Source organism: Pseudomonas rustica (genome assembly GCF_018336155.1).
In the GTDB taxonomy this organism is placed as follows: Bacteria; Pseudomonadota; Gammaproteobacteria; order Pseudomonadales; family Pseudomonadaceae; genus Aquipseudomonas; species Aquipseudomonas rustica.
In genome coordinates this window covers 257,401-283,600 of record NZ_JAGYHF010000003.1, presented here as the reverse complement: position 1 = coordinate 283,600, position 26,200 = coordinate 257,401, and the positions used below count along the sequence as shown (strand labels likewise).

23 protein-coding genes and 1 tRNA gene are annotated in these 26,200 nt (G+C 58.3%); 14 read left to right on the top strand and 10 right to left on the bottom strand.

Annotated features, from left to right (window positions below):
* The first annotated feature begins 251 nt into the window (after positions 1-251).
* From rloA to pabB, 4 genes are all read left to right on the top strand, one after another.
* The gene (rloA, locus tag KFS80_RS06960; RefSeq protein ID WP_053116866.1) at positions 252-788 is read left to right on the top strand and encodes a retropepsin-like aspartic peptidase RloA; all 537 of its coding nucleotides are present in this window, start codon (positions 252-254) and stop codon (positions 786-788) included.
* Between the two features lie 5 nt (positions 789-793).
* Entirely contained in the window at positions 794-2,329 is a 1,536-nt protein-coding gene (gene rloB, locus KFS80_RS06955; RefSeq protein ID WP_159815415.1) for an osmotic stress tolerance membrane protein RloB, read from the top strand.
* Positions 2,329-3,315 (top strand): alpha-L-glutamate ligase-like protein, encoded by a 987-nt coding sequence (locus KFS80_RS06950; protein WP_053116864.1) that lies wholly within the window; start codon positions 2,329-2,331, stop codon positions 3,313-3,315. Before rloB ends, KFS80_RS06950 begins: the two co-directional genes overlap by 1 nt.
* 269 nt (positions 3,316-3,584) lie before the next feature.
* On the top strand, positions 3,585-4,928 hold the full coding sequence (pabB, locus tag KFS80_RS06945; protein WP_212544326.1) for an aminodeoxychorismate synthase component I: 1,344 nt from the start codon (positions 3,585-3,587) through the stop codon (positions 4,926-4,928).
* Between the two features lie 128 nt (positions 4,929-5,056).
* Here pabB and thrH read toward each other — a convergent pair whose 3' ends face one another.
* On the bottom strand, positions 5,057-5,674 hold the full coding sequence (gene thrH, locus KFS80_RS06940) for a bifunctional phosphoserine phosphatase/homoserine phosphotransferase ThrH (protein ID WP_212544325.1): 618 nt from the start codon (positions 5,672-5,674) through the stop codon (positions 5,057-5,059).
* Positions 5,675-5,838: 164 nt separating this feature from the next.
* Between thrH and KFS80_RS06935 the strand changes: the two genes are divergently transcribed.
* The 3 genes from KFS80_RS06935 (at position 5,839) to KFS80_RS06925 (ending at position 9,426) form a co-directional block, all read left to right on the top strand.
* A complete protein-coding gene (locus tag KFS80_RS06935; protein WP_212544324.1) occupies positions 5,839-6,576 on the top strand; it encodes a phosphoadenylyl-sulfate reductase in 738 nt (245 codons plus the stop codon).
* Between the two features lie 527 nt (positions 6,577-7,103).
* Positions 7,104-8,642: an NCS1 family nucleobase:cation symporter-1 gene (locus KFS80_RS06930; RefSeq protein ID WP_212544323.1), complete on the top strand. Its 1,539-nt coding sequence runs from the start codon at positions 7,104-7,106 to the stop codon at positions 8,640-8,642.
* A 55-nt stretch (positions 8,643-8,697) separates the two neighbouring features.
* Positions 8,698-9,426, top strand: a complete 729-nt coding sequence (locus tag KFS80_RS06925) for an aspartate/glutamate racemase family protein (protein ID WP_159815281.1) — start codon at positions 8,698-8,700, stop codon at positions 9,424-9,426.
* A 132-nt stretch (positions 9,427-9,558) separates the two neighbouring features.
* On the opposite strand, the gene KFS80_RS06920 is transcribed toward KFS80_RS06925, so the two are convergent.
* On the bottom strand, positions 9,559-10,485 hold the full coding sequence (locus KFS80_RS06920) for a LysR family transcriptional regulator (protein WP_212544322.1): 927 nt from the start codon (positions 10,483-10,485) through the stop codon (positions 9,559-9,561).
* Positions 10,486-10,612: 127 nt separating this feature from the next.
* Here KFS80_RS06920 and KFS80_RS06915 point away from each other — a divergent pair, with 127 nt between their 5' ends.
* Positions 10,613-11,359 (top strand): 3-oxoacyl-ACP reductase family protein, encoded by a 747-nt coding sequence (locus tag KFS80_RS06915; protein WP_053116857.1) that lies wholly within the window; start codon positions 10,613-10,615, stop codon positions 11,357-11,359.
* A gap of 71 nt (positions 11,360-11,430) precedes the next feature.
* Here the strand turns inward: KFS80_RS06915 and KFS80_RS06910 are convergent, their stop codons facing one another.
* Positions 11,431-12,126, bottom strand: a complete 696-nt coding sequence (locus KFS80_RS06910) for an HAD-IA family hydrolase (RefSeq protein ID WP_053116856.1) — start codon at positions 12,124-12,126, stop codon at positions 11,431-11,433.
* 243 nt (positions 12,127-12,369) lie between these two features.
* Between KFS80_RS06910 and KFS80_RS06905 the strand changes: the two genes are divergently transcribed.
* Positions 12,370-17,157: an RHS repeat-associated core domain-containing protein gene (locus KFS80_RS06905; RefSeq protein WP_212544321.1), complete on the top strand. Its 4,788-nt coding sequence runs from the start codon at positions 12,370-12,372 to the stop codon at positions 17,155-17,157.
* Positions 17,150-17,524: a hypothetical protein gene (locus tag KFS80_RS06900; RefSeq protein ID WP_212544320.1), complete on the top strand. Its 375-nt coding sequence runs from the start codon at positions 17,150-17,152 to the stop codon at positions 17,522-17,524. The genes KFS80_RS06905 and KFS80_RS06900 overlap by 8 nt, the downstream gene beginning before the upstream one ends.
* A gap of 99 nt (positions 17,525-17,623) precedes the next feature.
* On the opposite strand, the gene KFS80_RS06895 is transcribed toward KFS80_RS06900, so the two are convergent.
* The 4 genes from KFS80_RS06895 to KFS80_RS06880 all read right to left on the bottom strand — a co-directional run bounded on the left by KFS80_RS06895 (position 17,624) and on the right by KFS80_RS06880 (position 19,361).
* Positions 17,624-17,791 (bottom strand): hypothetical protein, encoded by a 168-nt coding sequence (locus KFS80_RS06895; RefSeq protein ID WP_163005296.1) that lies wholly within the window; start codon positions 17,789-17,791, stop codon positions 17,624-17,626.
* Between the two features lie 127 nt (positions 17,792-17,918).
* Complete coding sequence (locus KFS80_RS06890; protein WP_159815287.1) at positions 17,919-18,338, bottom strand: glycine zipper domain-containing protein; 420 nt, start codon at positions 18,336-18,338, stop codon at positions 17,919-17,921.
* A gap of 136 nt (positions 18,339-18,474) precedes the next feature.
* On the bottom strand, positions 18,475-18,846 hold the full coding sequence (locus KFS80_RS06885) for a glycine zipper domain-containing protein (RefSeq protein ID WP_212544319.1): 372 nt from the start codon (positions 18,844-18,846) through the stop codon (positions 18,475-18,477).
* Positions 18,847-19,172: 326 nt separating this feature from the next.
* Complete coding sequence (locus tag KFS80_RS06880; protein WP_053116851.1) at positions 19,173-19,361, bottom strand: hypothetical protein; 189 nt, start codon at positions 19,359-19,361, stop codon at positions 19,173-19,175.
* Positions 19,362-19,553: 192 nt separating this feature from the next.
* Between KFS80_RS06880 and KFS80_RS06875 the strand changes: the two genes are divergently transcribed.
* Complete coding sequence (locus KFS80_RS06875; protein WP_053116850.1) at positions 19,554-19,904, top strand: YceK/YidQ family lipoprotein; 351 nt, start codon at positions 19,554-19,556, stop codon at positions 19,902-19,904.
* A gap of 133 nt (positions 19,905-20,037) precedes the next feature.
* On the opposite strand, the gene KFS80_RS06870 is transcribed toward KFS80_RS06875, so the two are convergent.
* Positions 20,038-20,127, bottom strand: a tRNA-Ser gene (locus tag KFS80_RS06870).
* Positions 20,128-20,422: 295 nt separating this feature from the next.
* Between KFS80_RS06870 and KFS80_RS06865 the strand changes: the two genes are divergently transcribed.
* The 3 genes from KFS80_RS06865 (at position 20,423) to KFS80_RS06855 (ending at position 23,155) form a co-directional block, all read left to right on the top strand.
* Positions 20,423-21,112, top strand: coding sequence for a crotonase/enoyl-CoA hydratase family protein (locus tag KFS80_RS06865; protein ID WP_053116849.1), 690 nt, complete (start codon positions 20,423-20,425; stop codon positions 21,110-21,112).
* A 216-nt stretch (positions 21,113-21,328) separates the two neighbouring features.
* The gene (locus KFS80_RS06860) at positions 21,329-22,051 is read left to right on the top strand and encodes a 1-acylglycerol-3-phosphate O-acyltransferase (protein ID WP_159815291.1); all 723 of its coding nucleotides are present in this window, start codon (positions 21,329-21,331) and stop codon (positions 22,049-22,051) included.
* Between the two features lie 132 nt (positions 22,052-22,183).
* Entirely contained in the window at positions 22,184-23,155 is a 972-nt protein-coding gene (locus tag KFS80_RS06855) for a magnesium and cobalt transport protein CorA (RefSeq protein ID WP_053116847.1), read from the top strand.
* Between the two features lie 84 nt (positions 23,156-23,239).
* Here KFS80_RS06855 and KFS80_RS06850 read toward each other — a convergent pair whose 3' ends face one another.
* Both KFS80_RS06850 and KFS80_RS06845 read right to left on the bottom strand, forming a co-directional pair.
* Positions 23,240-23,962 (bottom strand): amidotransferase, encoded by a 723-nt coding sequence (locus KFS80_RS06850; protein WP_053116846.1) that lies wholly within the window; start codon positions 23,960-23,962, stop codon positions 23,240-23,242.
* 91 nt (positions 23,963-24,053) lie between these two features.
* A complete protein-coding gene (locus KFS80_RS06845) occupies positions 24,054-26,198 on the bottom strand; it encodes a 3-hydroxyacyl-CoA dehydrogenase NAD-binding domain-containing protein (protein ID WP_212544318.1) in 2,145 nt (714 codons plus the stop codon).
* Positions 26,199-26,200: the final 2 nt, after the last annotated feature.

Sequence of the window (26,200 nt, the reverse complement as noted above, 5' to 3'; positions counted from 1 at the left end):
TAACCTTAAAAGATCGCAGCCTTCGGCAGCTCCTACAGGGATCAGTGTAGGAGCTGCCGAAGGCTGCGATCTTTGGATCTTGTATAGACCGCCCCCAGCGCTGGCGCCATAAAACCACCGTGCTAGAATGCCGCCCGCATTTGCTGGCCATTTGTACGGCTTGTCATAAAAAGCTGCCAGGCACACGCAGGCGCTTGCACAAGTCTTGCCAGGCACCTGAACCGACCACGGAACGCTGCGCACCAGGATTTATGAGACTCAAGCCTTTTCCCACATTTTTTGCCCTGTTTTGCCTGCCCGGCCTCGCCGCCGCGGGGGAAAAAACCGTGTACGGCCTCAACGAATACGCTTCGCTTGACGGCATCAATCTCGAAGTCGCGGCCAAACTCGACACCGGCGCGAAAACCGCCTCGCTGAGCGCCCGCGACATCAAACGCTTTAAACGCAACGGTGAGTCCTGGGTACGTTTCTACCTGGCGATCGACGCCGCGCATTCGCACCCGATCGAACGGCCACTGGCCCGCGTCAGCAAAATCAAACGCCGCGCCGGCGACTACGACCCGGAAGAAGGCAAGAAGTACACCGCCCGTCCGGTAATCGAGCTGGATATCTGCATGGGCACGGCGATGCGCAGCATCGAAGTGAACCTGACCGACCGAAGTGCGTTCCAATACCCGCTTTTGATCGGCTCCGAAGCGTTGAAACGCTTCGACGCGCTGGTCGACCCCAGTCTTAAATACGCTGCCGGCAAACCCGCCTGCACCATCGCCGCTCATACCGCCGAGTAATTTCCATGCGTTCTCTAACCTTCCACCTGAAAATCCTGATCACCATTTTGGTGTTACTGGGCGTTTCGGTTACGGCCTATCAGATTTTCGTACTCGGCATCCCGGTGACCGAAGATGCTACCGACGACTTGTGGAACATCGACGCCAAAGTCGAGTTCGTCGCCAGCACCAAGGATCCGGTGAAGATCCAGATGTTCGTACCGCCGCTGAGCCGCGATTACGTCAGCCTCAATGAGAGTTTTATTTCCAATAACTACGGCGTCGCGGTGAACCGTGTCGACGGCAACCGCAAGGTCACCTGGTCGGCACGTCGCGCCAAGGGCAACCAGACCCTTTATTACCGTCTGGTGCTGACCAAGCGTTACACCGCGGAAAAATCCAAGGTCAAAGGCCCGACTTTCCGCGACAGCATCGCCATCGAAGGCCCGGAAAAAATCGCTGCCGAGGCCCTGCTCGCACCGATCCGCCAACACTCGGCTGATGTCGAAACTTTCATCGGCGAAGCGATCAAACGCGTCAACAACCTCAACGACGACAATGTGAAACTGCTGCTGGCCGGCGATCCGTCGACTGCGCACAAAGCCAAAATCGTCGAATTGCTGCTGTCCATCGCCCACGTACCGGTGGAAAAAGTCCACACCATCCGCCTCGTCGCCGATCAACCGCAAATGCCCGAACTGTGGCTGCGCAGCTTCAACGGCAACGATTGGCTGTATTTCAACCCGGAAACCGGCGAGCAAGGCCTGCCGACCGACCGCCTGCTGTGGTGGACCGGCGATGAAAACCTGATCACCGTCGACGGCGGCAAGAAAGCCAATGTGACCTTCAGCCTGAACAACAGCGAGATGAACGCAATTCGTCTGGCCAAGCTGACCGACGAAAACACCGACGCCAACTTCCTCGAATACTCGCTGTACGGCTTACCGCTGCAGACCCAGCAGACTTTCATGATCATGGTGATGATCCCGATCGGAGTGCTGGTGATCCTGATCCTGCGCAACCTGATCGGCCTGCAAACCCTCGGCACATTCACCCCGGTACTGATCGCCCTCGCCTTCCGCGAGACGCAACTGGGCTTCGGCATTCTGCTGTTTACCGTGATCACGGCGCTGGGCCTGTCATTACGTTCCTATCTGGAACACCTGAAGCTGCAAATGCTGCCGCGACTCTCGGTGGTGCTGACCTTTGTCGTGGTGCTGATCGCGGCGATCAGTCTGTTCAGCCATAAACTCGGCCTGGAGCGCGGCTTGTCCGTGGCGCTGTTCCCGATGGTGATTCTGACCATGACCATCGAACGTCTGTCGATCACCTGGGAAGAACGCGGCGCCAGCCATGCGATGAAAGTGGCGATCGGCACGCTGTTCGCGGCGTCCCTGGCGCACCTGATCATGACCGTGCCTGAGCTGGTGTACTTCGTGTTCACCTTCCCGGCGATCCTGCTGATTCTGGTCGGCTTCATGCTGGCGATGGGTCGTTATCGCGGCTACCGCCTGACGGAACTGGTACGTTTCAAGGCTTTCCTGAAGAAGGCTGACGCCTGATGTTCGGTTTCTGGAAGACCTGGAAGGCGCTGGAAGCGCGCGGCATCATGGGCATCAATCGGCGTAACGCCGACTACGTGCTCAAGTACAACAAGCGCAGCCTGTACCCGATCGTTGATGACAAAATCATCACCAAGGAACGCGCAATCGAGGCCGGCATCCACGTGCCGGAATTGTATGGCGTGATTTCCACCGAGAAGGAAATCGACAAGCTCGGCGAGATCATCGGCGGGCGCAGCGACTTCGTGATCAAACCCGCTCAGGGCGCTGGCGGGGACGGCATCATCGTCGTCGCCGACCGCTTCGAGGGCCGTTATCGCACGGTGTCGGGCAAGATCGTTGACCACGAGGAGCTTGAGCACCACATCTCGAGCATTCTCACCGGTTTGTACTCGCTGGGTGGCCACCGTGACCGTGCACTGATCGAATACCGGGTGACCCCGGATCAGATCTTCAAAAGCATCAGTTATGAAGGCGTGCCGGACATCCGCATCATTGTGCTGATGGGTTATCCGGTGATGGCGATGCTGCGTTTGCCGACCCGGCAATCCGGCGGCAAGGCCAACCTGCACCAGGGCGCGATTGGCGTCGGTGTCGATCTGGCGACTGGTCTGACCCTGCGCGGCACCTGGCTGAACAACATCATCACCAAACACCCCGACACCACCAACGCGGTGGACGGCGTGCAACTGCCCTACTGGGACGGTTTCATGAAACTCGCGGCGGGCTGTTATGAGCTGTGCGGGTTGGGGTATATCGGCGTGGATATGGTGCTCGATCAGGAGAAAGGCCCGCTGATTCTCGAGCTGAATGCGCGGCCTGGGTTGAATATTCAGATCGCTAACGACTGTGGGCTGACGTTGCGTACGCACGCGGTTGAGGCACGGCTGGAAGAGCTGAAGGCGCGTGGGGTGGTGGAGACGGCTGAAGAGCGGGTGGCGTTTACTCAGGAAATGTTTGGGCATATTCCCGCCGTCGAAGGCTGATCTCCCCCGATGATCGTTCCCACGCTCTGCGTGGGAATGCATCCCGTGACGCTCCGCGTCACAGTGGACGCAGAGCGTCCATGGCGGCGTTACCACGCAGAGCGTGGGAACGATCAGTAAAACCCCGATCTGCTCCCTTTCCCCCTCGCCCCTTTGGGGGCGGTCCGACGTTTCGGGAGGGCTGGGGTGAGGGGTGGCTTTTGACTTTGATCTGGCATCGGAGAGGACTACAATCCCCACCCCGCCTCAACGGCCGATCTGCCCCGCCCATGTTGACCTGTTCCGTACACCCGCTGCCCTACCGCGCCAATCCTGCCGACTATTTCGCGGCCATCCGCCACGCGCCCGGCGCCGTGCTGCTCGACAGCGGCCGGCCGAGTGCCGACCGTGGTCGCTACGACCTGCTCAGCGCCTGGCCGCTGGAACAACTGGCGGTGTTGCCGGACGAGAGTGGCAGTCATTTCCTCCAGCGGTTGCGCGACAATTTGCAGCACTTGGGCGAGGCGGATTTACCGGCGGGTTTCGAGTTGCCATTCGCCGGCGGCTTGATCGGTTACCTCAGCTACGACTTCGGCCGGCATCTGGAAAACCTGCCAAGCCAGGCCCGCGATGATCTGCAATTGCCTGACGCACGTTTCGGCCTGTACGACTGGGCGCTGATCAGCGATCACCAGACGTCAACCAGCCAATTGGTCTTTCACCCGTCCGTGATCGACAGCGAGAAACAGCGGCTGATTTTGTTGTTCACGCAGCCAGTCGTTAGTGCTTTAACCCCGTTCAAGCTCAACAACCCGATGGCCGCCGACCTCTCGGCAGACGATTACCGTCAGGCCTTCGAACGCATTCAACATTACATCCAGGCCGGCGATTGCTATCAGGTCAACTTCGCTCAACGCTTCCGCGCTGAGTGCCAAGGCGATCCGTGGCTGGCCTATTGCGCATTGCGCGAAGCCTGCCCGACGCCGTTCTCCGGTTTCCAGAGCCTGCCTGACGGTGGCGCGGTGTTAAGCCTGTCGCCGGAGCGCTTCGTCAAAGTCAGCCAGCGCCAAGTGGAAACCCGCCCAATCAAAGGCACCCGCCCCCGAGGCCTGACCCCAGCCGAAGATGCCGCCAACGCCGCCGAACTGCTGGCCAGCCCCAAGGATCGTGCGGAAAACCTGATGATCGTTGACCTGCTGCGCAACGACCTCGGCCGCACTTGCCGCATTGGTTCGGTGCGGGTACCGGAGTTATTCAGTCTGGAAAGCTATCCGAACGTGCATCACTTGGTCAGCAGCGTCACCGGCGAACTGGCGGACGACCGCGACGCACTGGATTTGATAGCCGGCAGCTTCCCCGGCGGCTCGATCACCGGCGCCCCGAAAATTCGCGCGATGCAGATCATTGATGAGCTGGAGCCGACCCGGCGCGGGTTGTATTGCGGTTCGTTGCTGTACCTCGACGTGCGCGGCGAGATGGACAGCTCCATCGCGATTCGCAGTCTGTTGGTCAAGGATGGGCAGGTGTGCTGCTGGGGCGGTGGCGGAATTGTTGCCGATTCGGACTGGCAGGCTGAGTATCAGGAGTCGATCACCAAAGTCAGAATCCTCCTCGAAACCCTGCAAAACCTCTGAGTAATGATCGTTCCCACGCTCTGCGTGGGAACGCAGCCCGGGACGCTCGGCGTCCCATTCAAAGCCGAACGCGGAGCGTCCGTTGAGGCATTCCCACGCAGAGCGTGGGAACGATCATTTAGCCAGGCTTACAGGCTGAGGTCGCGGTTGGAGGCCTTAAGGAATTCCTGCTTCAACTCAGCAAAGGTATGCACCGCCGGAAACTGCGGAAACTCGCGAATCACATTCTCCGGCGCATGGAACAGAATCCCCGCATCTGCCTCGCCCAGCATCGTCGTATCGTTATACGAATCCCCCGCCGCAATCACCCGGTAATACAGGCTCTTGAACGCCAACACAGACTGACGCTTCGGATCTTTCTGGCGCAACTGATAGCTGGTCACCCGCCCGGTGTCGTCAGTAATCAGACGATGGCACAGCAACGTCGGGAAGCCCAACTGGCGCATCAGCGGCTGCGAGAACTCGTAGAACGTGTCCGACAGAATCACCACTTGAAAGCGCTCGCGCAGCCAGTTGACGAACTCCACCGCGCCGTCCAGCGGCTTCAGCGTGGCGATCACTTCCTGAATGTCGGCGAGCTTCAAGCCGTGCTCGTCGAGGATGCGCAGACGCTGCTTCATCAGCACGTCGTAATCGGGAATGTCCCGGGTGGTGGCCTTGAGGGAGTCGATTCCGGTTTTTTCAGCGAAGGCGATCCAGATTTCCGGCACCAACACCCCTTCAAGATCCAGGCAAGCAATTTCCACAAGACACTCCCGTTTGTATTGATTATTTGAGTCGAGCGAGGCCGAACTCTAGCGACTCAAATCCACTCGCGCAACGCACAGCGCGCCCCGAGCCGCGCAGCTTTTTGTTACCATCGGCCCCATATAGAGCGCCCAGCGCCACCGACCTGTAGGAAGCCGCCCTGATGAGTGCAACGTTCGACGTCGTGGAACTCGCCACGACCTATGCCAACAAATCCGCGCAAGACATTCTCAAACTCGCCTTTGCCGAGTTCGGCGATGACCTGTGGATATCTTTCAGCGGCGCCGAGGATGTGGTGCTGGTGGACATGGCCTGGAAGCTCAACAAGAACGTCAAGGTGTTCAGCCTCGACACCGGCCGCCTGCACCCGGAGACCTACCGCTTCATCGATCAAGTGCGCGAGCACTACAAGATCGACATCGAACTGGTGTCGCCGGACTACACGAAACTGGAACCGTTCGTGAAGGAAAAAGGCCTGTTCAGTTTCTACAAGGACGGCCACGGCGAATGCTGCGGCATCCGTAAGATCGAACCGCTGCGCCGCAAGCTGTCAGACGTCAAAGCCTGGGCAACCGGCCAGCGCCGCGACCAGAGCCCGGGCACGCGCAGTGCCGTGGCAGTGATGGAAATCGACACGGCGTTCTCCACGCCGGAACGCACCCTGTACAAGTTCAACCCGTTGGCGCAGATGACCAGCGAAGAGATCTGGGGTTACATCCGCATGCTCGAGCTGCCGTACAACAGCCTGCATGAGCGCGGTTTCATCAGCATTGGCTGCGAACCGTGCACCCGCCCTGTCCTGCCAAATCAGCACGAGCGCGAAGGGCGCTGGTGGTGGGAAGAAGCGACGCAGAAAGAATGTGGGTTGCATGCGGGGAATATCATCAGTAAGTCCAACTAAAAGATCGCAGCCTGCGGCAGCTCCTACAGGTGACCGCATTCCCATGTAGGAGCTGCCGCAGGCTGCGATCTTTTGATCTTGAAAAAATGTGTACACACGAATGTCACCATCGGTGCCATTTGTGTGTGCACTTTTTTGCTTCCGCGCCCTGAAAGGTTACATCCCCTCCGAAATCCCCACGCTTTTGCTCCCCGCCCAAATCCCCCACCGAAAATAAATACCTGTTCAATCGGTCAATTTTTAATCACCACATTTCAGTCACTTAGCGCTCCTCGATAACTTTTCGAAATGAGCAACGCCGTCCATAGATCAGTAACTGGCACAAATCTGGCTTTAGTGCATACATGTTTTGTATACAAAACTGCAAAACATAAACACACTTTCGATCCGCAAGCCTGAAGCGCCCTATCCCGTACAGGCTGCAGATGCCCCGTAACCAGTGATGTTTCACTGCCACGACGAAGATTTGTCGAGCCTGACGGCTTAAGCACAGTCATCGCGGCGCTGAACATCAGGAGCCTGCCGGAATGCGTACAAGTCTCTCCAATAACATCGCGCTGAATCTGCCCGCCTCTGCCCTCGATCAACCGTCGTCCTACGACGGTCTGACCGAACCGTTACAACTGAGCCACCGCCTGCATAACAGCGACCTCGCGCCGACCAAGGCCGAAGGTAGACGCTGGGGCAAATACAGCATCTTCGCTTTGTGGACGAACGACGTGCACAACATCGCCAACTACTCGTTCGCCATCGGCTTGTACGCGTTGGGCCTGGGTGGCTGGCAGATTTTGCTGTCGCTGGGGATCGGCGCGGCGCTGGTGTACTTCTTCATGAACCTGTCCGGTTACATGGGGCAGAAAACCGGGGTGCCGTTTCCGGTGATCAGCCGGATCAGTTTCGGCATTCACGGTGCGCAAATTCCTGCATTGATCCGGGCGGTTATCGCCATCGCCTGGTTCGGTATTCAGACGTATCTGGCGTCAGTGGTCCTACGAGTACTGCTCACGGCGGTGCATCCCGGTTTCGCCGAATACGACCACAACTCGATCCTCGGGCTGTCGACGCTGGGCTGGGCATCGTTCGTGGCGATCTGGTTCGTGCAACTGGCGATTCTCGCCTACGGCATGGAAATGGTGCGTCGTTACGAGGCGTTTGCCGGGCCGGTGATTCTGCTGACCGTCGCCGCCCTCGCCGCATGGATGTATTTCCAGGCCAACACGACCATCGCCTGGTCGACCCGCGATCCACTGACCGGTGGCGAGATGTGGCGCAACATCTTTGCCGGCGGCGCGTTGTGGCTGGCGATCTACGGCACGTTGATCCTCAACTTTTGCGACTTCGCCCGCTCTTCGCCATGCCGCAAGACCATCAAGGTAGGAAACTTCTGGGGTTTGCCCGTGAATATTCTGGTGTTCGCTGCGATTACCGTCCTGCTCTGTGGCGCGCAATTTCAGATCAATGGCCGAATCATCGAAAGCCCGACGGAAATCATCGCGTCGATTCCCAATACGTTCTTTTTGGTACTGGGTTGCCTGGCCTTCCTGATCGTCACCGTGGCGGTGAACATCATGGCCAACTTCGTCGCCCCGGCGTTCGTGCTCAGCAACCTGGCGCCGAAGTACCTGACCTTCCGCCGCGCCGGGCTGATCAGCGCAACCATCGCCGTGCTGATTCTGCCGTGGAATCTCTACAACAGCCCGCTGGTGATCGTGTATTTCCTGTCCGGCCTCGGCGCCCTGCTCGGCCCGTTGTACGGGGTGATCATGGTCGACTACTGGCTGATCCGCAAAGGCCGGATCAACGTGCCGCAGCTCTACAGCGAAGACCCGAACGGCGCTTATTACTACAGCCGTGGCGTCAACCTGCGCGCTGTTGCCGCGTTCATTCCTGCCGCGCTGATCGCCATCGTGCTGGCGCTGGTGCCGGGTTTCCACAGCGTCTCGCCGTTCTCCTGGCTGATCGGCGCCGGCATCGCCGGAATGCTCTACCTGATCATCGCCAAACGCGAAGCTCACTACGCCGACGTCAGCGGCGAGTCGATCGCGGTCGACAACGTCTGCCATTAATTTCCCTCGCGGCCCGGATGTCGGGCCGCAGAACTGCCCGCTATAAGGATTTCCCATGCGTATTCTCGTGGTCAACGTCAACACCACCGAGTCCATCACCCAAGCCATCGCCCGCTCGGCGCAGGCCGTCGCGTCACCGGGTACCGAGATCGTTGGCTTGACGCCGTTTTTCGGCGCGGACTCGATTGAAGGCAACTTCGAAAGCTACCTCGCCGCGATTGCCGTGATGGATCGGGTGATGGCCTACGACCAACCGTTCGACGCGGTGATTCAGGCCGGTTATGGCGAACATGGTCGCGAAGGTTTGCAGGAATTGCTTAACGTGCCGGTGGTGGACATCACCGACGCGGCGGCGAGCACTGCGATGTTTTTGGGCCACGCGTACTCGGTGGTGACCACGCTGGATCGCACCGTGCCGTTGATCGAGGATCGGCTGAAATTGTCGGGGCTTTGGGATCGTTGCGCTTCGGTGCGAGCCAGTGGTTTGGCGGTTCTGGAGCTGGAACACGAACCGCAGCGTGCGCTGGAAGCGATCGTGCATCAGGCCGAACTGGCGGTGACGCAGGATAAGGCCGAGGTGATTTGCCTGGGTTGCGGCGGCATGGCCGGGCTGGATGAGCAGATTCGTCGACGCACCGGCGTGCCAGTGGTGGATGGCGTTACGGCGGCGGTGACGATTGCGGAATCGCTGGTGCGGTTGGGGTTGTCGACGTCGAAGGTGCGGACTTACGCGACGCCGCGGCCGAAGAACATCATTGGCTGGCCGGGGCGGTTTGCCCGGTAGACCGCGTTATCGTTCATCGCGAGCAGGCTCGGCTCCTACAGGTTTTGTGTCGAATCACCATTTTGCATTCAACACAAAACCTGTAGGAGCCAAGCTTGCTCGCGAACGGGACAACTCGGTTTAAAGCCTTACTCAAATAGCACTAAACCGCCGCACCAACCCCCGCTCCGCAAACTGCTCAATCAAAAAATCCACAAACGCCCGGGTCTTCCCCGGCAACAATTTATGCTCGGCGTAGTAAATGGAAATATTGCCATCATCGACAAACCACTCCGGCAACACCCGCTGCAACCTTCCCGACTCCAGATACCCCACTGCAAACGGCATGCTCACCAACGCGATCCCCAACCCTTGCGCCGCCGTTGCGCACGCGGCTTCGGAATCGCTCAGGGTCATGCGCGCCTTGAGCATCAATGGCCGACAGTTCTGCGGATCGCGCCCGGTCAACTGCCAGGAACGCACGCGTCCGGTTTGCGGCGAACGGATCAGAATCCCGTCGTGATGGCTGAGATCGTCCGGCTCGGTGATTTCGGGATTGGCCTGTAGATAGTCGGCAGATGCCACCAGAACCCGGTGCGCCGGGCTCAACTTGCGCGCGATCACCCCTTGCGGCAGATCGAAGCCGCCACCGATGGCTGCATCAAATCCCTGCCCGATCAGATCAACCTGGCGATTATCGAAATGCCAGTCCGGACTGATCGCTGGATATCGCTGCAAAAACTCACCGAGCATCGGCACGATGTGCAAACAACCAAACGCGGCGCCCATGCTGACTTTCAGCGTTCCCGCCGGCAGCCCTTCGACACTGGACAGATTGGCCACGGCATTCTGAATGGTGGTCAGGCTGCCGCTGACCTGATTCAAAAACAGCTGCCCGGCCTCGGTCAGCGTCAGGCTGCGTGTACTACGCTGGAACAGCCGCACGCCGAGCCGCACCTCAAGTTTGGCAACACTTTTGCCAACGGCCGCCGGGGTCAGACTCAAGCGCCGTGCAGCCTCGGCAAAGCTGCCGACCTCGGCACTGCGCACGAAGCATTCGATGCTGCTGAAGGTTTCCATGATCGCCACTATAAACTTCTGGTTTACACAGACTATAGCAATCATGGTCTACACAGTTGTCGATACCACGCCGATACTCGCCACCAATACCAAGGCATTCCCGCCTTGAACACTCTGGAGATCGAACATGACCACTCAACACCTCAGCGGTAAAGTCGCTCTGATTCAAGGCGGTTCCCGCGGTATCGGCGCTGCCATCGTCAAACGTCTGGCCGCTGAAGGCGCTGCAGTAGCCTTCACTTACGTCAGCTCCACCGCCAAAGCCGAAGAGTTGCAAAACAGCATCACCGCCAACGGTGGCAAAGCCTTGGCGATCAAGGCCGACAGCGCCGACGCCGCCGCCATCCGCCACGCCGTTAGCGCCACCGTCGAAGCATTTGGCCGCGTCGATATTCTGGTCAACAACGCTGGTGTGCTGGCCGTCGCACCGCTGGAAGACTTCAAACTGGAAGACTTCGACCAGACCGTGGCGATCAACATTCGCAGCGTGTTCATCGCTTCGCAAGAAGCCGCCAAACACATGGGCGAAGGTGCGCGCATTATCAACATCGGTAGCACCAACGCCGACCGCATGCCCTTCGCCGGTGGCGGCGTGTATGCGATGAGCAAGTCGGCACTGGTCGGTCTGACCAAAGGCCTGGCCCGCGATCTCGGCCCGCGCGGCATCACCGTCAACAACGTGCAACCTGGCCCGGTCGACACCGACATGAACCCGGCGCACGGCGACTTCGCCGAAAGCCTGATCCCGCTGATGGCCGTCGGCCGCTATGGTAAAGCCGAAGAAATCGCCAGCTTCGTCGCCTACCTGGCAGGCCCGGAAGCCGGTTACATCACCGGTGCCAGCCTGACCATCGACGGTGGTTTTGGCGCCTGATACTTCAAAGCCGGAACGAAAAACGCCGCCGCTCTTTTCACAGAGCGGCGGCGTTTTTTTGTCTCAAGCGTTTACGCCCATTCCAGCGCCGGCAAACCGCAAGCACTCGGGGTGAAGGCTTTCAACGTACGAAGAATCCCGTCCGCGTGTGCGTATTTTTCATCAGCCATGGCGGCGTCCGGAATCGCAATCGCGGTCATGCCGGCGGCTTTCGCTGCGGTCACGCCAAACGGTGAATCCTCGAACACCAGACAATCCTCAGGCGCGACGCCCAGACGTCGCGCTGCGGTGAGAAAGATATCCGGCGCCGGTTTCGCCGCGCCGACTTCCGGATCGTCGGCGGTAACAATGAAGTCGAACAGCGCAAACCATTCTTGGTGCAGCGTGGTTTTCTGACCAAACGACTGACGCGATGAACTGGTGCCCACCGCGATCGGAATGTTGTGCGCCTTGAGGTGCCGAATCAGCTCCTCAGCGCCCGGCATCGCCTGCGCTTTCGGGAAACGCTCACGCATCAACGGCTCGCGGATCTCCAGGAACTCTTCGGCGGTGATCGGCAGATCCAGCGCCTGCACCACGTAATTGGCCAGATCGTTGGCACCGCGACCGATGATGTTCTGTTTGACGCTCCAGTCGAAGGTGCGCCCGTAGCGCTGGGCAATCAGCGACGTGACCTCGGTGTAAATGCCTTCGGTGTCGAGCAACAAACCGTCCATATCGAAAATCACGGCCTTGATCGGGCCGAACGCCTTCAGCGCTGCATTCATCATCGGATCCGTTTTCAAAGACATCCCAGGCGGCATCGCGCCGCTGCTCGGATCTGATTAAAGGGTTCAGCAGCATAACGAGCGCGACAGACATTGAGCAACGGGCAATGTCTGTTGCGCCGATGAACTACTCGCGAATATTTAGCGAAACGTCCTACAGGCATCACCTACTTGGCCGACTTCTTTCCTTTCTGATCCCCCGCAAAGTCCGTGCTCCTCCTTGATGTGCGCGAGCGACTGCGAATGTTTCAACCCGATCGGCTACTGGCCCTGAACAACAGCATTGGCCTGCTGATAGTTGCCGCACTGAATCCGGATCACCCGGATTTCGAAACCCTGATCGGCGAATTTCGCCTGTGCCTCAATAACTACGAAACCTGGGCCGAACAATACTGGACGGGCACAGCGCTGGATGTCGAGCAGGTGTTTACCGTCGGCAACGACGTGCGCCTCAGCGCCCCGATCAAATCCCGCAAACCGATCAGCTCATCCGTAGTCATGTGCCCCGCCAGCGGATCTTTGACCCTGGTGCACATGTTCGAAGCCGCCGGCTTCGTACCGATCGGCAACACCCCGGTGCTGCTCGAACCGGTGATTGGCGACGTCGGCGGTGTCCTGACCTTCGGCGAAGCGCTGCGCCATACGATCGGCCCGAGCGGGATATTGCAGGTGACCGATTGCGATCGGGGCCAGCGTTATCGCATCACCTTCTTTCCCGATGTTTCCACTGCGCATGTTCGTGAGTTGTATGACTCCTACGAAAGCATTCTCGGTGACCTCGAACGCTGGTTGCGTGCCGAGTGGACAGGTTTTCAACCGTTGTGGGCGGAGTTTTCCAACGCCGGATTTTCCGATCGTTACCGGCAGTTGCAACGGGCGGATTGGCGCGGTTTCGAGAAAGCGCTGAACGGTGTCTGGGACGACATCAAGCAACTGTTTGCCCTCCTCGCCGATCTGCAGGCCAACAGCGAAAAGCTCCTGGAATACCTCAGCGGCGCCGAGCTTGAAGCCCTGCTGCAAATCTCCAGCGACGCGATTGCCAATGCGTTGCTGATGCTCAGCGATGAGCCGCTGATGTTCATTCATCTGGCCGCGTTCACCAGTTGGCTGAAGATGCTGCCGCCGCAGTACCTGGCCGAAGTCGTGGCTGAGGTGCGCGTCGAACTGTTGATCAGTTTCCTGCTGATGCGGGTGTCGGGTGGCGTCGGCGTGCCGCTGCGCCTGAGCAGCAAAGTGCTGGCAAAGATCAAATCGCCACGGGCGCGGGAATGGCTGGCGGCCTCGGCGTTGCGCCTGGCTGAACTGACCTCTGCGCCGGAGCTGACCCAGCATGCGGGCGCGCTGAGACCGTTGATGCTGAGTGCGCGTGATGTGCCGTTGAAGCCGACGCCGTCGATTCCGCTGAACATTCGGCAGGCAGATGAAGTGGTGTTGACGGTGCCAAACCCGGCGCCGATTGCGCGGGACAAGTCGCAGGGCGCCACGCGAATGGAGCGTCATGAGCCTCACGATGACGCTTCGGATCAGGCGAAAAATCCAAATGGGGATAGCGCTGATTGTGTACCGCGTACCTGCACCAACGGCTGTCCGGTATCGATGGTCACTGGCGAGGAACTGCTGACGCTGACTGATGGCGTGCTTGATGGCGTGTTGCCGTTTGAGTTCACCCGGTTGTATCGCACGAGTGCGGTGGAAATCGATGTCGGGCTTGGGTTTGGCTGGAGCCATTCGCTGGCGCATCGGCTGGAGTTTGATGGCGACTCGGTTGTTTGGGTCGATCACGAGAATCGGCGCACACGGTTTCCGCTGCCGAATGTTGAGCGGCCTTCTATTCACAACAGTTTGTCGCGGGCAGCAATTTTTCTCGGGGATGAACCGGAGGAATTGATCCTAGCGCTGGCTGGGGAAACGGCGCGGTTTTACCACTTTCGGGCCGGGCGTCTGACGTCGATCAGCGATGCCTATGGCAATCGTCTGACGGTGCATCGCGATCGGTCTGACAGGGTTCAGCGACTGGATAACGGTGCAGGTCGCTCCTTATTGCTGCGTTACGACCGCGCGCAACTCATCGCGGTCGATTACCAACGTTTGCAAAACGCTGAATGGGCGACGGAGCAAATCCTTGTTCGCTATTGCCACGACGCGCGTCAGCGCTTGTTGGCGGCGACCAATGCATTAGATGAAAGCGAGCGCTACGACTACGACGATGCGCACGTCATCCTGCAGCGACAGCTGACCGGTGGTGCGAGTTTTTTCTGGGAGTGGGAAAGAGCCGGCAAGGCTGCGCGTTGCGTGCGGCACTGGGCGTCGTTTTCGCAGATGGACACGCGTTACGTCTGGAGCGACGACGGCAGTGTGGCGGTGCATTACGTCGATGGCACTGAAGAGGTTTACGTTCACGACGACCGTGCGCGACTGGTGCGCAAGGTTGAGGCGGATGGTGGCGAGCAACTCAAGGCGTACGACGATCAGGGACGGTTGGTCGCTGAACAGGATGCTTTGGGTTCTGTCACCGAGTACCGCTATGACGATGTCGGACGACTGATCGCGCTGATTCCTGCGGCGGATACGCCAACGTCCTACGAGTATCGCAACGGTTTCCTGCATCGGCGTTCGCGTGGCGATGCGGTGTGGATTTATCGGCGCAATGCCGAGGGCGACATCACCGAGGCTGTCGATCCTGACGGACAGGTCACTCATTACTACTACAGCGTTCGCGGGCAACTGGTGTCGATCCGGTATCCGGACACCAGCCGTCATCTGCTGGCCTGGAATGACTTGGGCCAACTGGTTGAAGAGACGTTGCCCCAGGGCGGCGTACGGCGTTTTTCCTACGATGCTTTGGGACGGCGGACGACCACGGTTGATCAACATGGCGCCGTTACGCGACAGCAATGGGACGCCGTTGGACGACTGGTTCAGACGACTTTTCCTACGGGTGCCACGCGTGGTTATAGCTACGGCGCTTACGGGCAAGTCACCGCCGAGCGTGATGAGCTGGGGCATATCACCCGGTATGAATACGACGATGACCTGCATCTGGTCTCCCGCCGCATTAACCACGACGGCACGCGGATTCAATATCGCTACGACCACGCGCAACTGTTGCTCACGGAAATCGAGAACGAGTCGGGTGAGAAATATCGGCTGGATTACACGCCGACCGGATTAATCCGACAGGAAACCGGTTTCGATGGGCGCCGTACCTCTTACGTGTATGACCTCAACGGTCACCTGCTGGAAAAGACCGAGTTCGGTGATGACGACTCTTGGCTAGTCACCGCTTATAAGCGCGATGGCGCCGGACGCCTGCTGGTCAAAACCCTGCCCGACGGCGTCAAAGTCAGCTACCAGTACGACCCACTCGGTCGCTTGATCGGTGTCGATAATGGCCAGAACCATCCGCTTGCCTTCGAGTACGACCGCCAGGATCGGCTGATTACCGAGCACCAAGGTTGGGGCACGCTGCGCTATGCCTACGACGCCTGCGGTCAGCTCAAAAGCATGCGTTTGCCGGACAACAGCAAACTCGACTATCAACACGCCAAGGGTGGCGCCCTCGCCGGCATCGACCTCAACGGCGCCCCACTCACCCGCCACGTCTACCAGTCCGGTCGCGAACAACAACGCGAGCAAGGCCTGCTGCTCAGCGAATACTCCTACGACGAACAGGGCCGACTGCTCGCCCATGCCGTAGGCCATAAACGCGATTCGATGTATCGCCGCGATTACGCCTACAGCGCCAACGGAAATCTGTCGTACATCGCCGACACCCGCCACGGCCAACGCACCTACGGCTACGACGCCCTCGACCGCTTGATCCGCGTCCGCCACTCCCGCGACGAACTCCCGGAAACCTACGCCCACAATCCCGCTGGCAACCTGCTCATGCAGGATCGCCCCGGCCCGAGCCAGATCAAAGGCAACCGCCTGCTGATGCAGGGCGATCGCCACTACGACTACGACGCCTTCGGCAACCTGATCCGCGAACGTCGCGGCACAGCGCACAAACTTGTCACCGAATACCGTTACGACTGCCAACACCGACTGATTGGCCTGACCCGTCCTGACGGTAAAACCGCGTCTTACCAATACGACGCCTTCGGCCGGCGCATCAGCAAAACCGTCGACAGCGCCACCACGGAGTTCTTCTGGCAAGGCGACAACCTCGTCGCTGAAAGCAGCGATACCGAATACCGCAGCTACGTCTACGAACCCGGCACCTTCCGTCCGTTAGCACTACTCGACGGCAAAGGCCCGAAAAAGGCCTGCCCGTTTTACTACCAGAACGACCACCTCGGCACGCCGCTGGAGCTGACCGATTACAGCGGGGAAATCGTCTGGTCGACGCAGTACGACGCCTATGGAAAAGTCGCGGCGGTGACGTTGGCGGCTGAAGAGTATCTGGATCAGCCACTGCGGTTTCAGGGGCAGTACTTCGATGCGGAGAGTGGGCTGCATTACAACCGGCATCGGTATTACGACCCGAGATTGGGGCGGTATCTGACCCCGGATCCGGTGAAGCTGGCGGGTGGGTTGAACCAGTACCAGTACACGCCGAATCCGATTGGGTGGGTGGATCCGTTGGGGTTGAACTCCAATTGTCCGCCGCCGAATAGGCCTGGGTGTGAGGTGCCGGGTGAGGTTAGCGGCGCTAAAGTAAATGAAGGTGACCCAACACTGCCAACAACAAGATCGCCACCAAAGGATTTTGGTAGCGAAGATAAGCTTGATTACCACTTTGAAAAGCATGGTGCAGAGTTCAAAACCGAGAGCAAAGAAGAATACTTAAGCATGGCCAGATTTCTGGTACGTCATGGCACACGAATTGAGTATGAATACAAGGACGAGACCCGATCGGGTTATCTGAAGCTAATGGGAAACAACCGGAAGGGAGAGGTAAAATTCGCTTTTTTGGGAACAAACCAAAACAATGAAATCACAACCCTCCATACAAAAAGCGGAAAGGAATTATGGCGAACGATAAATGGCGACGCGAAGGATAAAACAGTGAGGCCGGCAGATGACTAAGAGATATCTCGTACAAATAATTGAAATCGATCCAATAATCGAAGAATTAGTTGTCCTTAGCGTTCAAGGTGTGATCATCCGATGCTTCGCAGGATACTGTCCATCAGTCATTGAGGAGGGAAGAAACTACGAGGTCGAATTCGAAATGGTTTTGCCTGACGAATTAAACATCATAAAAGCAGAGAACGAAGAAGCACGTATCGAGATGCTAGATGATGGGTTTTCGTGTGATATCTACGGTTACATGGATGGGGATTTTTTCCGGTCTCTAATTGAATTTTCGGATCAAGGCATTCATTTCGAATACCCGCACCTCAACGAACAGTTCGTCAAAATCACTGCGGAGAGAATTGACGTCTCATTCTGAGTCTCAAGTATTATTCGAACCTCACAAAGGGCCTGAGAGAAACAGGCCCTGAAGAATTGGCGATCACGCCAAAAGCAGGCGCGAATCTAATAATTACGCTCACTGCTCATCCTCATCCTCTTCATACTCCATATCCGCCTCATCCGAATCATTCAGCGGCACCGTCGCATCATCCATCAGCGACCCCGGATCTTCGTTCCCCGGATCATTGATAAACGGCAGCCCGCTCGGGCCCTTCTCTTCCTTGCCTTCAGTTTCAGGAGTCATGGCGAACCTCATCATTTCCGGGGAGTGTAGACGTTCGAAAAGTCCTGCAGCCAATCGTTCCAGCGCCTGACCGGCAAATACGAAAAACCCGGCAAAACGCCGGGTTTCCGTTAAACCATTACATCAATCAATGATGGCGGTTCTTGTGTTTGTTCTTGTGCTTGTGACCCCCACCGGAGTGAGATCCGCCGTCGTCACCCAGGTTATTACCGACCGCACCACCCGCCGCGCCGCCCAATCCTGCGCCGACAGCCGAACCGGTTGATCCGCCGAGGCTATTGCCGACAACCGAACCACCCGCCGCGCCGAGGCCACCGCCGATGGCAGCTTCGGTGCGATTGTTTTTATTCGCCCCAACCGCACCGCCGGCCGCGCCGCCGACACCTGCGCCGACCGCTGCGCCAGTGCTGCCGCCGAGTTGTCCACCGACCACGTTGCCCAGCACGCCACCGAGCCCACCGCCCACGGCGGCTGAACCATCGCCGGCGGCCATTGCGCCTTGCGCCACGAGCAATCCGAAAAACAGTGCAGATAATGACAATCGCATGTGTACCTCACAGTTCCCGAATCGGGACAGTTCGCCCAAGCAAGGGCCTATGTGAGATTGGAGAGGTTTGCGGGAAAATCGTTCAGCCATGAAAAAGCCCGGCATCGAGCCGGGCTTTGTCTGCAAGCGATCAATCTCAGTGACGCTTGTGGCCTTTGGCCAAGTTGCTGCCGACGGCACCGCCCGCCGCGCCGCCCAGACCAGCACCGATGGTGGCGCCATTTCGGCCGCCCACGCTGTTACCGATTACCGAACCGCCCGCCGCGCCAACACCGCCACCAATGGCCGCTTTCGTCCGGCTGCCTTTGCGTGCGGCCACTGCGCTACCGGCCGCGCCCGCTACACCTGCACCAATCGCTGCACCGGTGCTGCCGCCCATTTTCTGACCGACGACATTACCCAGCGCGCCACCCAGACCGCCGCCCAATGCAGCGGTGCCGTCGCCGGCAGCCATTGCTCCTTGAGCGAACAGAAGGCCGAGAACCAGAGCGGGCAGTGTTAAACGCATGACGAAAACCTCAAAGACAGAGAAACAAAAAGGGGCGCGATTGAATGCCGTCACAGCGGCAAAGTCCAGAAAAAAGCGGAAGCATCCGCGCAATGGGCGCCGATTGGACAGTGATTCTGGAAAAGGTTTTATGACGGGCAAAAAAAAGCCCGCTGGGGAGACGGGCTGGAGACTTGCTTTCTAACGGATGGCTTCACCCTACTTAAGCGAACGTGAAAAGTTTGTGAAAGAAACACAGATCCTGACGACCGTCTGTAGGTCTAGTCCGAAATCAAATCTCAGAGCATAAAAAACCCCGTTCTTAGACGGGGTTGGTTGGCGGAGAATCATTTTCGGGCGCGTGCCGTGACCTTGGGTAAAAACTTCGCTTTCGGCCCTTTCGGCACCGTGGACTTGATCTTGCCGGTGTGAACCGGATCCTCGCCGAAACCAGACTGATACTCGGTCTGGCCACAACGAACGCAGTTGTTAAACGGAAACTCGGCGCCATCGTCTTCGATATACGGTTCTGTCATACCTTCGCCCCTGCGATGCGGATCGACACCGGCAAAACTTTTTTGCCTGAAAAAATATCGACCTCCAAGGCTTTTGAGACTAGCCGGTCATTACTGGACTTGTGGTTCAGATCGGCCAATGCCCGACGAATGGCCTACACCAATCAAACACGCTAATCTGGCACCCTCGTCTCATTGCCAAGGATTGCGAGCATGACAATAAAAACCATCGCCTTGCTGCTTTCAGCGCTAGCCGTTACTGGCTGCGGCACGATTAGCAGTGTCGTACAGGAAGACACCGTCGCCGGAAATGATCTAAAAAAACGCCAAACCTACTGTGATTCGATTTCCCGAATTTACAGCGGCGTCGGCTACGACTTCTGCATCCTGCACGCCCCCGATCTGCCGATAAAATCCTGGAAGGGTCGCCCTTCAGCCCCACTGGTTTTGATAGATCTGGCAGTCTCCGGTGTGACAGATACGTTGGTATTGCCATACACCGTGTATCAACAGGTTAAACACGGCAATATCGAAATCTACCAGGCACAAACGTCCGATCAGTGATCAGCGCAACTTCACGGCGGTGCCGGCCCGCCTACTGATCTCGAAATCAAAACCGCTGTCCGATAAATTCCAGACGCCAGAAACCACAAAACCCCTGACTTCTTTCGAAATCAGGGGTTTTGTGTACTGAATGTGGCGGTGAAGGAGAGATTCGAACTCTCGATACAGTTTCCTGTATACACACTTTCCAGGCGTGCTCCTTAAGCCACTCGGACACTTCACCGTATCTCTTCAAACATGTTCTGTCTGTCGAGGCGCGCTAATGTAGTCGAAAGCTTTTCCGATGGCAAACTTTTTTTTAAGATTTTCATGCGCTTAAGAGAAAAAGCCGTTTGCCCTACCGGCAGCCTATGGCAAACCGGCCAATCTTCGGTGGGTGCGGCCCTTCTATATAGAAGCAGAATGGCGTGCGGCGCTGGATCAGCCGGGATTCGGTGACCGGTGGGTCAGTCACGGCGCTTTACCTGGCCTGCGGTGGTGGGTAACGTCTGCTCATCTTTCTTACAAGGAATCGCGTCATGAGTGAGTTGATTGCCTACCACCTCGAAGACGGCATCGCGACCCTGACCTTGAGCAACGGCAAGGTCAATGCCATTTCCCCGGACGTGATTGCGGCGTTTAACGCGGCGCTGGATCAGGCGGTGACTGATCGTGCCATCGTGATCATTACCGGTCAGCCGGGGATTCTGTCGGGCGGCTACGATCTGAAAGTGATGACCGCCGGCCCTAAAGAAGCCGTGGCGCTGGTGACCGCTGGTTCCACCCTCGCCCGTCGCCTGCTTTCTCACCCGTTCCCGGTGATCGTCGCTTGCCCGGGTCACGCCGTGGCCAAGGGTGCGTTTCTGCTGTTGTCGGCCGACTACCGCATCGGTGTCGACGGCCCGTTCAGCATTGGTCTGAACGAAGTGCAGATCGGCATGACCATGCACCACGCCGGTATCGAGCTGGCGCGTGATCGTCTGCGTCGCTCGGCATTCCACCGGTCGGTGATCAATGGCGAGATGTTCGACCCGAAAAGCGCAGTGGACGCCGGTTTCCTCGACAAGGTGGTTTCTGCCGAAGAGCTGCAAGGTGCCGCCCTTGCCGCCGCGCGTCAGTTGAAGAAGATCAACATGCTCGCGCACAAGAACACCAAGCTGAAGGTGCGCAAAGCGCTGCTGGAAACCCTGGACAACGCGATTGTTCAGGATCAGGAGCATCTGGGTTAACCCCCGTATCCTGCGTCGAAGAAAAGCCCGACCCGCGTGTCGGGCTTTTTCTTGCGCGCTCGGTTGAAAACGCCGTGGCTGCTCTAGGACGGGTCTGACAAGCAATTCGGAAACATGCGCTTAAACATCGCCTATCTCCCGACTCTATAGTGGCAATTGCCGAAAACAGTGCACATCCGTACACTGCGCCACCTTTTGCGCCGGTGGGGCCTGAAAATGCTGTTCGTGTTTCGTATGTTATTGATGAGCCTGCACTTTATTCTGGCTGGCGTGCTTGGGGTGATCCTCGGCATATGCCGTCCGTTCAATCCGGACAACAGCCGTCTGTGCGCGCGCCTCTATGCATTGCCGGCCATGTGCATTTTGCGTTTGCGGGTGAAAACCGACGTCAGCGGTTTAATGAACAAACCTGCCAGTTGCGTGATCATCGCCAACCATCAATCCAACTACGATTTGTTTGTGTTCGGTAACGTTGTGCCCTACCGCACGGTGTGCATTGGCAAGAAGAGCCTGAAGTGGGTGCCGCTGTTCGGGCAGTTGTTCTGGCTCGCCGGCAATGTGTTGATCGACCGTGGCAATGCGCACAAGGCGCGCCAGTCGATGCTCACCACCACCAACACTCTGCAAAATGAAAACACCTCGATCTGGGTGTTCCCGGAAGGCACGCGCAACCTCGGCGAAGAGTTGCTGCCGTTCAAGAAAGGCGCGTTTCAGATGGCGATTGCCGCCGGTGTGCCGATCGTGCCGGTGTGTGTCAGCAGCTACATCAAGCACATGCGCCTGAACCGCTGGAACAGCGGGGAAATTCTCATACGCTCGTTGCCGGCGATTCCTACAGCCGGACTGACCATGGACGACATGCCCATGCTTATCGAGCAGTGCCGCGAGCAGATGCGCGAGTGCATCGAATCAATGGATCGGCAGTTGCAAGCCGCCTGAAAGCAAACCCGCCTTGTGCGGGTTTTCTTTTGCCGAATGAACGGTGCAGATTTCACTGACTCTCAAGTAGCGACACGGCTAAGCTGAAGCCTTGTATTCCTGCCACCTGCCAAGAAGAAGTGAATCACCACCATGGGTCGAGTTGTTGCTGCTGCTGTGTACAGCGCCGGTAAGAAAGTCACCAATATTTCCCTAGACGAAGGCGCCGCCTGGGCCGCGAAAACCGGCCACTTTGTCTGGATCGGCCTCGAAGAGCCGGACGCTCAGGAGCTGTCCAACCTGCAACGTCAGTTCAACCTGCACGAACTGGCGATTGAAGATGCGCTGGAAAAACACAGTCGGCCGAAGCTGGAAACCTTTGGCGACGCTTTGTTTATCGTCACCTACTCGCCGATCCGTGAAAACGGCGTGCTGCAATTCATCGAAACGCACATCTTCGCCGGCAAGGGCTACATCATCACCGCGCGTAACGGTCACTCGGCGTCCTACGCGCATGTGCGCCAGCGCTGTGAGGCGCGTCCGCTGTTGTTGGAGCATGGGGAAGATTTCGTACTCTATGCGCTGCTCGATTTCGTCATCGAGAACTACCAGCCTGTCGGTGAAGCGATCCATGCCGAGATCGATGAGCTGGAGCGCAACGTGCTGTGCAGCGCATTGAATGAGCGTGATATCCAGAAGCTGCACGGCTTGCGTCGTGATGTCGTGCGCCTGCGTCGCTATGCGGCGCCGATGGTGGAGATCGGCGAGGAATTGCAGAAGCTCAGCTTCCCGTTTATCGACAAGAACATGCGCCCGTACTTCCGTGATGTGCAGATTCACGTGACGCGGCAGATGGAAGACCTCAGCACGCTGGCCGATATTGCCAGCCAGACCATCGAGATCGGTGTGTTACTGGAGGCGTCACGGCAGAGCGTGGTGCAGCGGAAGTTTGCTGCGTGGGCGGCGATTCTGGCATTCCCGACGGCGGTGGCGGGGATTTACGGGATGAACTTCCAGAACATGCCGGAGCTGAGCTGGCATTACGGTTACTTCGGGGTGCTGGGGTTTATTGCGGTGGGGTGTGTGAGTTTGTGGGCGAGTTTCAAGAAGTCTGGGTGGTTGTAGAAAAGCAAAAGATCGCAGCCTTCGGCAGCTCCTACAGGGTCTCAGCGTAGGAGCTGCCGAAGGCGGCGATCTTTTGATCTGCTGTTAAGCGACCTCAGGTTTGTGCGCCACAAACCGCATCATCCATTCCGCAACCGTAGCGCCGTGGTGTTCTTGCTCCAGGCTCGCCACGCCTTTGCTGTAAATCTGCGAACCCAGCGCTTCCTGACGCAAATCCAGCAGCGCCCGCGAGTAATCGTGGATGAACTCTGGATGGCCCTGGAAGCACAGCACTTGATCGTTGATGTGGTACGCGGCAAACGGGCAGAAATCGCTCGAGGCGATGACGGTGGCGTTTTCCGGTAACGACGTCACTTGATCCTGGTGGCTGATCAGCAACGTCAGTTCTTCACGCACCGGGCTCATCCACGGCGCCTTGGCCGCGAGTTTGTAGTTGTGGGTGCCAACGCCCCAGCCCTGCGTCGCGCGCTCGCTCTTGCCGCCCAGCAGCAGCGCCAACAGTTGATGGCCGAAGCACACGCCGAGCAGTTTGTCGCCACGCTCGTAACGGCTCAGCAGGTATTCCCTCAGCGTTTCAATCCACGGGTCGGTACCGAACGAATCGGCCTTGCTGCCGGTGACCAGATACGCGTCAAAGGTCTGCTCGTCGCTTGGGTATTCGCCCTGCATCACGTTGTAGACGGTGAACTCGGCGGCAATCGGTTGCTGCGAGAACAGGCGCTGAAACATCTGCCCGTAACCCTGATATTGATCGACCAGTTCGGGACGCAGGATGTCGGTTTCCAGAATGCAGATGCGTAGCGACATAAAAAATACCTGACACGTGATGGGAATAATGAACACCCCAGAGCCTGCCTTGAAACACCCTGACAAGGCAAGCCCCGGAATGCTCGCCCCGTTAGAACATTTCACCTTTCGCCGCTTTATCCAGCAGCAACGCCGGCGGGGCGAAACGCTCGCCGTACTGTTCGGCCAGATACTGCGCGCGAGCGACGAAATCCTTCACCCCGTACTGATTGATGAACTGCAACGCACCGCCCGTCCACGCCGCAAAACCGATGCCGAAGATCGAGCCGACGTTGGCGTCCGCCGTCGAGGTCAGCACGCCCTCCTCCACGCAGCGCACGGTTTCGATGGCTTGCACGAACAGCAAGCGATCACGCACATCCTTCGGGGAAATCTGCCCGTCGGCCTTCTCGAAGCGCGTTTTCAGTTCCGGCCACAAATGCTTCTGGCCACCGGCCGGGTATTCATAAAAACCACCGCCAGCAGCCTTGCCCGGACGTTTGTATTCGTTGAGCAGCAAGTCAATCACGGCGAAGGCCGGGTGCTCAATCAGCGGTTTCCCTTCTGCCTGTAGGTCTTTGGCCGTTTGCTTGCGGATATGGCTCATCAGGCTGAGGGAAACTTCGTCGGAGATCGCCAGAGGCCCGACCGGCATCCCGGCCTTGCGTGCTTCAGTCTCGATCATCGGCGCACTGACGCCCTCACCGAGCATGGCGATGCCTTCGTTGGTGAAGGTGCCGAAAACCCGCGAGGTGAAGAAACCACGACTGTCGTTGACCACGATCGGGGTTTTCTTGATTTTCAGAACGAAATCGAAGCCGCGCGCCAGGGTTTCATCGCTGGTTTGCGCGCCTTTGATGATTTCCACCAAGGGCATTTTTTCCACCGGACTGAAGAAATGCAGGCCGATGAATTTGCTTTGATCCGGCACGGCACTGGCAAGGCCAGTAATGGGCAAGGTCGACGTGTTGGAGGCAATAACGGCGTCGGCGCCCACGACTTTTTGCGCAGCCACAGAAACCTTGGCCTTGAGCTCGCGATCCTCAAACACCGCTTCGATGATCAGGTCGCAACCGGCCAGATCGGCATCGCTTTCAGAGGGTTTGATCCGCGCCAGCACTTCATCGCGCTGGGCTGCATTCATCTGGCCACGGGCAACTTTTTTGTCGAGCAACGCGGCCGAGTGCGCTTTGCCTTTCTCGGCAGCTGCAAGGTTGATGTCCTTTAGTACCACGTCGATACCCGCCGAAGCACTGACAAACGCGATCCCCGCGCCCATCATCCCGGCACCGAGCACGCCGACCTTCTGCGTCTTATAAGGTGCAAAACCCTGCGGCCGCGAACCGCCGGCATTGATCTCGTTGAGCTGAAACCAGAATGTGCCGATCAGGTTTTTCGAAATCTGCCCGGTGGTGAGTTCGGTGAAGTAGCGGGTTTCGATCAGGTGCGCGGTGTCGAAATCGACCTGAGCGCCTTCAACCGCCGCACACAGAATCTTCTCCGGCGCCGGCAGTGTGCCTTGGGTTTTCGTGCGCAGGATCGACGGTGCAATCGCCAGCATCTGCGCGACTTTCGGGTTCGACGGCGTACCGCCGGGAATCTGATAACCCTTCACATCCCAACGCTGCACTGCCGTTGGATTGGCAACAATCCAAGCGCGCGCCTTGGCCAACAGTTCATCGCGATCCGCCGCCAGCTCATCGATCAAACCGGCCTGCAACGCCTGTTGCGGACGCACTTTTTTGCCTTCGAGCAGATACGGCAGCGCCTTCTCGATCCCGAGCATGCGCACCATGCGCACCACCCCGCCGCCGCCCGGCAGCAGGCCCAGCGTCACTTCCGGCAGGCCGAGTTGCACCGAGGCGTCGTCCAGCGCCACGCGATGATGGCAGGCGAGACAGATCTCCCAGCCGCCGCCCAACGCCGCGCCGTTGATCGCTGCGACCACCGGTTTGCCGAGGGTTTCCAAGGTGCGCAATTGGCCTTTGAGGGTCAGCACCATGTCGTAGAAAGCTTTGGCTTCAGGCTTGCCGACTTTGATCAATTCGTTGAGGTCGCCGCCGGCAAAGAAGGTTTTCTTCGCCGAGGTGATGATCACACCGGCAAGGTTGTCTTTATCCGCCACCAGACGGGCCACGCACTCAGCCATTGCCTCGCGGTACACGGCGTTCATGGTGTTGGCGCTCTGGCCCGGCATGTCGATGGTCAGCACGACGATGCCGTCCTGGCCTTTTTCGTAACGAATGGCTTTGCTCATAA

Bases quoted from the DNA above. Each gene is read 5' to 3' on its own strand.
- KFS80_RS06920 (WP_212544322.1), bottom strand. From the start codon at position 10,485: ATGGAAACCTTCAGCAGCATCGAATGCTTCGTGCGCAGTGCCGAGGTC.
- KFS80_RS06850 (WP_053116846.1), bottom strand. From the start codon at position 23,962: ATGTCGCTACGCATCTGCATTCTGGAAACCGACATCCTGCGTCCCGAA.
- KFS80_RS06875 (WP_053116850.1), top strand. From the start codon at position 19,554: ATGACAATAAAAACCATCGCCTTGCTGCTTTCAGCGCTAGCCGTTACT.
- KFS80_RS06855 (WP_053116847.1), top strand. From the start codon at position 22,184: ATGGGTCGAGTTGTTGCTGCTGCTGTGTACAGCGCCGGTAAGAAAGTC.
- KFS80_RS06890 (WP_159815287.1), bottom strand. From the start codon at position 18,338: ATGCGATTGTCATTATCTGCACTGTTTTTCGGATTGCTCGTGGCGCAA.
- rloB (WP_159815415.1), top strand. From the start codon at position 794: ATGCGTTCTCTAACCTTCCACCTGAAAATCCTGATCACCATTTTGGTG.
- KFS80_RS06935 (WP_212544324.1), top strand. From the start codon at position 5,839: ATGAGTGCAACGTTCGACGTCGTGGAACTCGCCACGACCTATGCCAAC.
- KFS80_RS06915 (WP_053116857.1), top strand. From the start codon at position 10,613: ATGACCACTCAACACCTCAGCGGTAAAGTCGCTCTGATTCAAGGCGGT.
- KFS80_RS06950 (WP_053116864.1), top strand. From the start codon at position 2,329: ATGTTCGGTTTCTGGAAGACCTGGAAGGCGCTGGAAGCGCGCGGCATC.
- KFS80_RS06860 (WP_159815291.1), top strand. From the start codon at position 21,329: ATGCTGTTCGTGTTTCGTATGTTATTGATGAGCCTGCACTTTATTCTG.
- KFS80_RS06900 (WP_212544320.1), top strand. From the start codon at position 17,150: ATGACTAAGAGATATCTCGTACAAATAATTGAAATCGATCCAATAATC.
- KFS80_RS06895 (WP_163005296.1), bottom strand. From the start codon at position 17,791: ATGACTCCTGAAACTGAAGGCAAGGAAGAGAAGGGCCCGAGCGGGCTG.
- rloA (WP_053116866.1), top strand. From the start codon at position 252: ATGAGACTCAAGCCTTTTCCCACATTTTTTGCCCTGTTTTGCCTGCCC.
- KFS80_RS06905 (WP_212544321.1), top strand. From the start codon at position 12,370: ATGTTTCAACCCGATCGGCTACTGGCCCTGAACAACAGCATTGGCCTG.
- KFS80_RS06845 (WP_212544318.1), bottom strand. From the start codon at position 26,198: ATGAGCAAAGCCATTCGTTACGAAAAAGGCCAGGACGGCATCGTCGTG.
- pabB (WP_212544326.1), top strand. From the start codon at position 3,585: ATGTTGACCTGTTCCGTACACCCGCTGCCCTACCGCGCCAATCCTGCC.
- KFS80_RS06930 (WP_212544323.1), top strand. From the start codon at position 7,104: ATGCGTACAAGTCTCTCCAATAACATCGCGCTGAATCTGCCCGCCTCT.
- KFS80_RS06910 (WP_053116856.1), bottom strand. From the start codon at position 12,126: ATGAATGCAGCGCTGAAGGCGTTCGGCCCGATCAAGGCCGTGATTTTC.
- KFS80_RS06880 (WP_053116851.1), bottom strand. From the start codon at position 19,361: ATGACAGAACCGTATATCGAAGACGATGGCGCCGAGTTTCCGTTTAAC.
- KFS80_RS06925 (WP_159815281.1), top strand. From the start codon at position 8,698: ATGCGTATTCTCGTGGTCAACGTCAACACCACCGAGTCCATCACCCAA.
- KFS80_RS06865 (WP_053116849.1), top strand. From the start codon at position 20,423: ATGAGTGAGTTGATTGCCTACCACCTCGAAGACGGCATCGCGACCCTG.
- KFS80_RS06885 (WP_212544319.1), bottom strand. From the start codon at position 18,846: ATGCGTTTAACACTGCCCGCTCTGGTTCTCGGCCTTCTGTTCGCTCAA.